Genomic DNA, 489 nt, shown 5'->3' with positions numbered 1-489 from the left:
GCTGGGGGAGTCATACTTTGAGGCCCAGGTTCCGTTGTTGCACACGAAGGTTATCCAGAGGTCGTCGCTGGAGAGTCCTTTTTGAAGTTTGCCGTTGAGCTTGAGTGTGGTCAGTCCTGCGGCTTGGCAGTCGGCGACGGCGTGGACGACGGGGGCTGCTGCCTCGGGGGGGAGACCTTTGTTCTCGTCGGTGACCAGGCCGGTGACGGACAGGGTGGTGCCGTCGAGGTCGATGGTGCCGGTGGGGCTGGCCTGCCCGGCGGCGGTGATGATTTGGTCAAAGGGTGGGTTGCTGAACTGTCCGTCGGTTTTGGGGGTGGAGGTGACCTTCCAGCCGTTCATGGTGAAGGTCTTGGAGGAGTTCGGGACGCTGGGTTGCGTCAGGCTGGTGGGGAGTGCGGTGACCTGTCCGTAGTCGATCGTCAGCTTCGTGTAGGCGTCGATGCTGCCGGTGAAGGTCTTCGCTTCTCCGACGGGGGTGAGTGCTCG

1 pseudogene is annotated in these 489 nt (G+C 62.8%); it reads right to left on the bottom strand.

Annotated elements, in window-relative coordinates:
* A pseudogene (locus HMPREF3165_RS13620) lies at positions 1–489 on the bottom strand (hypothetical protein); the annotation flags it as partial.

This window comes from Actinomyces sp. HMSC08A09 (assembly GCF_001807465.1).
GTDB classification, from domain to species: domain Bacteria; phylum Actinomycetota; class Actinomycetes; order Actinomycetales; family Actinomycetaceae; genus Actinomyces; species Actinomyces oris.
Note: the sequence above shows the minus strand (reverse complement) of the source record. Positions and strands in the feature narration are given on the sequence as shown.